The sequence below is a fragment of the Frankia sp. CcWB2 genome (assembly GCF_977927585.1).
On record NZ_CDWRCM010000088.1, the window covers coordinates 10028 to 15728 of the forward strand.

General features: G+C 70.7%; 6 protein-coding genes and 1 tRNA gene. 4 read left to right on the forward strand and 3 right to left on the reverse strand.

What is annotated here, in order from left to right:
* Nucleotides 1-578: 578 nt before the first annotated feature.
* From ACY45C_RS11285 to ACY45C_RS11295, 3 genes are all read right to left on the reverse strand, one after another.
* Entirely contained in the window at nucleotides 579-1289 is a 711-nt protein-coding gene (locus tag ACY45C_RS11285) for a plasmid partitioning protein (RefSeq protein ID WP_462187569.1), read from the reverse strand.
* A gap of 137 nt (nucleotides 1290-1426) precedes the next feature.
* The gene (locus ACY45C_RS11290) at nucleotides 1427-2170 is read right to left on the reverse strand and encodes a type 1 glutamine amidotransferase (protein ID WP_462187570.1); all 744 of its coding nucleotides are present in this window, start codon (nucleotides 2168-2170) and stop codon (nucleotides 1427-1429) included.
* Between the two features lie 78 nt (nucleotides 2171-2248).
* Nucleotides 2249-3499: a MurT ligase domain-containing protein gene (locus ACY45C_RS11295; RefSeq protein WP_462187571.1), complete on the reverse strand. Its 1251-nt coding sequence runs from the start codon at nucleotides 3497-3499 to the stop codon at nucleotides 2249-2251.
* A 419-nt stretch (nucleotides 3500-3918) separates the two neighbouring features.
* On the opposite strand from ACY45C_RS11295, the gene ACY45C_RS11300 reads away from it, so the two are divergent.
* The 4 genes from ACY45C_RS11300 to ACY45C_RS11315 form a co-directional block, all read left to right on the forward strand.
* Nucleotides 3919-4410 (forward strand): tRNA adenosine deaminase-associated protein, encoded by a 492-nt coding sequence (locus ACY45C_RS11300; RefSeq protein ID WP_462187572.1) that lies wholly within the window; start codon nucleotides 3919-3921, stop codon nucleotides 4408-4410.
* 108 nt (nucleotides 4411-4518) lie between these two features.
* Entirely contained in the window at nucleotides 4519-4965 is a 447-nt protein-coding gene (gene tadA / locus ACY45C_RS11305; RefSeq protein ID WP_462187576.1) for a tRNA adenosine(34) deaminase TadA, read from the forward strand.
* 126 nt (nucleotides 4966-5091) lie between these two features.
* Nucleotides 5092-5178, forward strand: a tRNA-Ser gene (locus tag ACY45C_RS11310).
* 283 nt (nucleotides 5179-5461) lie between these two features.
* Nucleotides 5462-5701 (forward strand): NAD(P)H-binding protein (locus ACY45C_RS11315; RefSeq protein WP_462187577.1); only part of this gene is annotated, 240 nt, incomplete at its 3' end.

Sequence of the window (5701 nt, forward strand, 5' to 3'; positions counted from 1 at the left end):
CATCTACCACGCCGGCATCTACGCGGGTGACGGCATGATGTGGGTGGCGCCGCGCACCGGCGACGTCATGTCGCTCAAGAAGATCTATACCACCTCCTACTACGTCGGTCGGATCCTCTAGCAGCCGGTCGGAGCCGGCGCACCGCCCTCATGCCGACGCAACGGCTCATCCGGCTCCGGTGGATCGCCTTCGCGGCTGGCGGACCGCACGAGCCCTGCCGGTCCACCAGCGGCCGGCTACCGGGCCTCCCCTCCGGGCACCGACCCGAAGCCGTGAAAGCCGAGCCCGGGACTCCCACCCACCGGCGAAGCCGCGGACAGACCAGCAAGCGGGCCCTGTCACCGCCCGACAACCCGCCTACATGGTTCCTTTCCAGCTATCCGGACGGGCCCTCCTTCCGGTGGGACGGACGTCAGATCTCCCCCCCATCTGACGTCCGTCCGGCCGGAAGGCCCCCGATTCCGCCGGCCTTCCCTCGGATCCCCCCCATCCGCACGGGAAGGCCGGCGGGCCTCGGACCCCCGGCCGACCAGGTTCGCCGATGCCGCTACCCCCCTCCCGGCGGCATCGGCGGACTTCAGCCTTCAGTCTCTGCCCGGTGCGGGAAACAGCCCGGCCCGCTCGCTGGCGCCGCGGTCAGGCCCCCAGCCGGTGACCGGACGAGAACTTCCACAGGGCCTCGCTGACCTTCCGGATCCCAGGAGGCCTCCGGGGCCCGGCCCTCCGGGACACGGTCCTGGCAGTTCGGCCCGGGCTCCGGGTCGAACTGCCCGACGACGCCGACCGCGGCGAATTCCGGCTTACCCGGGGCGCAGGCAGCGGCCAGGGCCAGCCGGGCACCCTCGCCGATCCCCCACACGTAGACCCGGTCCGGATCCACCTTGGTCCGTTCCGTGGAGACGAAGCGGACCACGTCGCGCAGATAGCGCACGTCCGCCCCCTCGGGTCCGTCGATCCGCCACGTGCCGCCCACGGCTTCCGGGAAGGCCACCGCGAAGTCGCGGGAGTTCGCGAGCTTGCCGGCGTCACTCTGCCGGTCGAGTGACTTCGCGTCCGCGTTGTCATCGTGCAGGATCAACACCAGCGGAAGCGGGTTGGCGGGATCGGACGGGGCCTGGACGAGCAGCTCACGGCCCGCCGACGCGTAGTCGCCGGGCAGGCTGACCCGCTGGGTCCTCGGGCGGTCACGGGTCCCGAGGTAGCCCCAGGCAACCACGATCACGACACCGACGATGAGCACGGTTCTCTTGTTTTTGCCCCACCATCCGGCGAGGGGATTCGACACCACGATCCAACCGAACCACACCGCCGGCCGGGAAACGCCGCAAACCTGGTAGCAGATGACGACAAGACCTGAGTCAGACCAGGTCTGTCCGCCTTGTCCCCCCAAACTTTGCCCCCCCAAAAAAAACGCCAGGGGACGCGTCAGGTGACGGCCAACGCGCGGCGCCGGGCCTGGCGCAGCACCTCCACCTCGCGGGGCGCGCCCAACGGCGGCAGCGGACCGTGGACCCAGCTCAGCAGGAGATCGGCGAGGGCGGGGTTCTGCGCGAGCACCGGCCCGTGCAGGTAGGTGCCGATGACCCGGCCATCCACAATGCCGTCCGTTCCGCCGTCACCGTCACCGGTCCCAAGCCGGACCGTACCGAGCGGGATGCCGTTCGCGCCGGGCAACCGCCTCGTCCGCCCGGCGTGATTCTCATACCCGTACAGGGTGGGCAGGCCGAGCCGTGCGTCCGGTTCCACCACGATGTCCCCGACCGCGCGCGGCGGCGGCGCGTCCGACGGGCCGAAGGAGCGACGGGTCTCCACGCCGACGAGATTCAGCCCCTCGTGGATCTCCCCACCGGACGGGAAGGTCGCGCCGATCACCTGGTAGCCGGCACACACGGCGAGCACCGCCGCTCCCGAGCTCACCGCTCGCCGGATCGCCCGGTTCTGCCGGATGCCGTCCGCCGCGAGGACCTGCGGTGCGTCCTCACCCCCGCCGAGCAGGTAGATATCACAGCTCTCGGGCACCGCCGACCCCGCGGGAACGTTCACCACCTCGACCGGCAGACCACGCCAGCGCAGGCGCTGGGACAGCACGATCGCGTTACCGCCATCACCGTAGGTACCGAGCAGCTCGGGGTAGATCAGCGCGATCCTGGTTACCGAGCCGCCCGTCATCGCGTGGATCCCCTCATTGCGTCACCAACCTCACCGCGTACACAACCTCGCCGCGTACACAACCTTGCCGCGTGGACCTCACCGCGTGGACCTCACCAGCAGATCGCGAAACGCCGTGTAGTTGGCGACGACGTCGACCACCTTCTCGTTGGCGGCCAGGGCCGCGTCCTCCGCGCTGGCATACACGCTGTGCGGCACCTCCGCATAGGCCAGCCGCACGCTCATGTCCTCCTTACGCTCCCCGGTGACCAGCACCTGCCGGCCGGCGAGCCGTTCGAACGGCACGTCCCAGATCCAGGACGGATCCCGCCCGTCAGCGGTCTGGGAGTTGAAGTCGATGACGACAGGCCGCGGCGGCGCGTCCGCCAACAGCTCCATCATCTCCACCCAGCCGGCGGGGTTCTTCGCCAGCAGCAGCCGGCCTCGGTGGCCCTCCTCGCCGAGCGCCACCTCCTGATAGCGACCCTGCACATCGCCCAGGCCGGTCATGGCCGCAAGCGCATCCTCGATCTCGACGCCGAACTCCCGGGCCGCGGCGGCGGCCATCGCCGCGTTACCGAGGTTCACCCGTCCGGGCAGATCGAGCCGGGCCGCGATGGTGCGGCCGTACCAGAGCAGTTCCCGGGAGCCGGTGACCGCGACGATCGGCTCGGGCCTGGCCAGCCCGCACTCGGACCACCAGCCACTGCTGTTGCGGTACAGCAGCCGGGCGCACTGCGGGCAGACCATCGCGTCCGCCGTCCAGTTCTGCCCCGCCGACACCCAGACCTGCCGGTGCCAGCCCGCCGCAGCCCAGGCCACCAGGGGATCATCGACGTTCGCGACCACCGTCGTGTCGCGCAGCTCCGAACCGAGCTCACGCCACATGGCGGCGATGCGCCGCGTCTCGTTGGACCGGTCGAGCTGGTCGCGGCTGATGTTCAGCAGCAGGACCACCCGCGGCGAGATCTCCCTGGCCACCTTCGGCAGCCAGATCTCGTCCACCTCGAGAGCCGCCGCCGCGTCGAACGGCGGCCGGGACAGCGCGGCCAGCACCCCGGGCGCCATGTTCGCCCCGCCGCTGTTCGACTTGACCGGCCCCAGGGTGCCCAGGGCCCGGGCAAGCAGCCGCGTGGTGGTGGTCTTGCCGTTGGTGCCCGACACGCAGGCGGTCATCCGGTGGGAGCCGACCTCTGCGAGCGCCCCCGGGGACACCCGCAGCGCGAGCTTGCCACCGATCATCTCGCCGGAACCACGGCCGAGCCGGCGTGACGCCTCGGCCGCCAGACGTTCAACGGCGAGCGCGGCCTGGGTCCTGGCGGTGAACCGGCGGGGGATTGATGTCGTCATCGCGGTTTCTACAGTGCCACGACGGCACCGGGCGGCGAAGCCCGCCCCGTCTTCCGTTCCGATAGATCCCGGTCCAGTCCCCGGTCATCGGCCCGGTACCACCCGGTAGCGCCCCCGGACGGGGGTTTGTTCCGGCCGGACATTACCTCACGTGAGCTGGCGTTACCCATAATCCGTCAGGGAAGGTGTCGACCGGACCACCGTGGCGGAATCGACGCGGCATCGCGGTAGAACTCACCCGACGGGGTGAACCGGAATACCCACGGCCGCCCCCACAGGTGAGAATCACAGGTGGAACACGGCTGGTCGGCGCGGGTGCGCCGGTTCGGCCACCGGGGGCCGCGCCGGGCGGGCATTCCGGACCGGCACGGCCGGCCCGGGTCCGCCGCGCGGTTGCAGAAGGGACGTGAGGGCGCACAGTGACCACGAAGGCAATCGCGATCACGCAGGTACACGGCCACTGGTCGGTGCACGATCTCGACCCGACCGACGCCGACGACCTCGACGCCCTCACCGACATGATGCGGGATCTGGGTGACGGCCCCGTCATCGCCTTCATCGAGGAGGACGACGAGTACCTCGCGGTGGTCTGCGTGCGTCCCGACGACCCGGATCCGCAGGTCTTCCTCTCTGATCGCCGGGTCCTGGTGACCTCCGATCTCGCCGAACGCCTGTTCGCCGACGCGCTGCCCTCGATGGCGGGGCTGATCACCGCGGACGACGAGGATGACGCGTCCGCCGTCGCCCATGCCGCCCCCGTGGGCGATCTCGATCTACTCGGCGATCTGGGCACCCCCGCGGAGGCGTTGTTGGAACTGATCGGCGAGGAGGGGATGCTGCCGGGCGATGTGATCAGCGCGCTCAGCGAACGGGCCGGGGCGGGGGAGATCCTCGACGACGCACGTGGCTGAGCTCACCGGTCCGGCTGATCCGGGATGACCGATCCCGACGAGTACCCCCGGGCGGGCGCTCCCGCCCGGCTGAGCGGTCCGCCCGGACCAGACCGCTTCCACGAGGCGATGGGGCTCGCCCTGCGCGAGGCCCGCCTGGCCCCGGACCACGCCGATGTCCCGGTGGGTGCCCTGGTGGTGACCGAGGACGGCACGGTGCTCGGACTCGGGCACAACGAGCGGGAACGCGGCGCCGATCCCACCGCCCACGCCGAAATGATCGCCCTGCGGGCGGCCGCGCGCCGGACGGGTTCCTGGCGGCTACCGGGAGCCACCCTCGTGGTCACGCTGGAGCCCTGCACCATGTGCGCGGGGGCCCTCGTGCTCGCCCGGGTGGACCGCCTCGTCTACGGTGCGGTCGACGAGAAGGCCGGGGCGGTCGGCTCGCTCTGGGACGTGGTGCGGGACCGGCGGCTCAATCATCGACCCGAGGTGGTTGCCGGGATTCGCGCCGGCGAGTGCGGCGCGCTCCTGGCGGAGTTCTTCGCCGCGCGCCGACGCCCGGCGGGGCGCTAGCCGGCACACCGCCGCCACGCTCGCCCGGTTCGGGACGACGGGACGACGGGGTGCCGTCTCGGCGCCGTCGGACCCCTACACACCCCGGCGAACCGGACTCTCGCGACGTCCGGTAGGCTAATCCACGGTGGAGTCGCCTAGTGGCCGAGGGCGCACGCCTCGAAAGCGTGTGAGGGGGCAACCCCTCCGTGGGTTCAAATCCCACCTCCACCGCCCTATCGGTACGTCTCGCTATTCGCGTGCTGCCCAGCATCCGCGTGCTGCCCAGCCGGCCAACCAGCCACGATGCTCCCGCACCCGGCTCGCTCGAGCAGCGGCTGGCTGGGCCCGCACAGCGGTCCCGGAGGATCAAGCCCGGGCAGACGTCGACTTGCAGTCGCCGCGGAGCGTGAAATAGTAAACGCGGAAAGTAATTTACTACTGACCATGACGCCCGCGGATGGATACCCGCGGGCGTTTCCATCAGCTGCACGACCGGCGAGTCGGAGGCAATGGCATGGCGAGAATCGTTATTTTTGGTGCCGGTGGTCAGATCGGGCGCCGTATCACCGACGAGGCGATTCGACGGGGGCATGCGGTCACCGGTGTCGAGCTCGACGCGGCCCGGGTGAAGAAACTTCCCAAGAAAGCGAACGGCGTGGTCGGCGACGTCACGTCCCGCGATTCCGTTCAGCGGCTGGCGCAGGATGCGGACGCCGTCATCGTGGCGATCGGCGGCGCGGACCGCCCGGTGCAC

What these genes read in the sequence shown, in the direction of transcription:
- ACY45C_RS11290 (WP_462187570.1), bottom strand. Translation starts at nt 2,170, where the DNA reads ATGACGGGCGGCTCGGTAACCAGGATCGCGCTGATCTACCCCGAGCTG.
- tadA (WP_462187576.1), top strand. Translation starts at nt 4,519, where the DNA reads ATGGGGCTCGCCCTGCGCGAGGCCCGCCTGGCCCCGGACCACGCCGAT.
- ACY45C_RS11295 (WP_462187571.1), bottom strand. Translation starts at nt 3,499, where the DNA reads ATGACGACATCAATCCCCCGCCGGTTCACCGCCAGGACCCAGGCCGCG.